The following is a 1,513-nucleotide window of genomic DNA, read 5'->3' as shown; positions in this document are numbered from 1 at the left end:
CCAACAAACTGTGGCTGACCGGCAAATCCCAGCCGGAAGCGTGCGACGCGCTGTTCGGACTGTGGGCTGCCGAAGGTCAACTGCCCGAGCAAAAACGCTGGGAGCGCACCAAGCTCGCCGCCCAGGCGCGTAATTACCCGCTGGCCAACAGCCTCGTCAACGGCCTCACCACGCTTGCCCCACGCGGTCGGCTGCTGATTGACGTGGCGCAAAAACCTGAACTGCTCAACCAGCCTTCGCGCTTCACTCCGGCTGACGAGCCGATGTCCGACGTGGTCAGCCTCGGCCTGCGCCGCCTGGCCAAGCAGGACCCCGACAAGGCCATGGACCTGCTCGACGGTTATGCCAGCAGCATGCACTTCTCCCGCGATGAAAAAGTGGCGATCGCCAGGGAAATCGGGCTGACCCTCGCACGACGTTTCGACAGCCGCGCACTGGATGTGATGACCAAGTACGACCCGGAGCTGCGCGACAACACGGTGTCCGAATGGCGCCTGCGATTGTTGTTGCGCCTGGGTCGTTGGGACGATGCACATCAGTTGACCCGGCGCGTGCCGCAGGAGCTGGCGACCACCAATCGCTGGCGCTATTGGCAGGCCCGCAGCCTTGAACTGGCCCAGCCTCAGAGCGCGGAAGTGCAAACACTTTATAAAAACCTTGCTCGCGAGCGCGACTTCTATGGCTTCCTCGCGGCTGATCGTTCGCAGTCCCCGTATGCGCTGAACAATAAACCGTTGGTGTTGAGCCCGGCGCTGATGAACAAGGTGCGCAACACACCGGGCGTTCGTCGCGCTCTGGAGTTCCACGCACGGGGGCAGGTCGTCGACGGCCGCCGCGAGTGGTATCACGTCAGCCGTCACTTCAGCCGTGACGAAATGGTCGCCCAGGCAAAACTGGCGTATGACCTGAAATGGTATTTCCCGGCGATCCGCACCATCAGCCAGGCACAATACTGGGACGATCTGGACATCCGCTTCCCGATGGCCTACCGCGAACCGCTGGTCCGTGAAGCCAAAATCCGCGGCCTGCATCCAAGCTGGGTGTTCGCGATCACTCGCCAGGAAAGCGCCTTCATGGCCGACGCACGCTCCGGCGTCGGCGCCACCGGCCTGATGCAATTGATGCCCGCCACTGCCAAGGAAACCGCGCGCAAGTTCAGTATCCCTCTGGCCTCGCCACAGCAAGTGCTGGACCCGGAGAAAAACATCCAGCTGGGTGCCGCATACCTGAGCCAGGTCCACGCCCAGTTCAACGGCAACCGCGTCCTCGCCTCCGCTGCCTACAACGCCGGCCCGGGCCGCGTACGTCAGTGGCTGCGTGGCGCGGACCACCTGAGCTTCGATGTCTGGGTGGAAAGCATCCCGTTCGACGAAACCCGTCAGTATGTGCAGAACGTGCTGTCTTATTCGGTGATTTACGGACAGAAGCTCAACTTGCCACAGCCGCTGGTGGATTGGCATGAGCGGTATTTTGATGATCAATGATCGGTAATGTTGTGTAGGAGATGTCGGAC

1 protein-coding gene is annotated in these 1,513 nt (G+C 61.8%); it reads left to right on the top strand.

Going from position 1 to position 1,513, the window contains the following annotated elements:
* On the top strand, window positions 1–1,484 hold a 1,484-nt coding region (locus tag AC1DRJ_RS27310), incomplete at its 5' end, for a transglycosylase SLT domain-containing protein (RefSeq protein WP_477804889.1).
* Window positions 1,485–1,513 lie beyond the last annotated feature (29 nt).

Source organism: Pseudomonas sp. P5_B2 (assembly GCF_056400445.1).
Note: the sequence above shows the minus strand (reverse complement) of the source record. Positions and strands in the feature narration are given on the sequence as shown.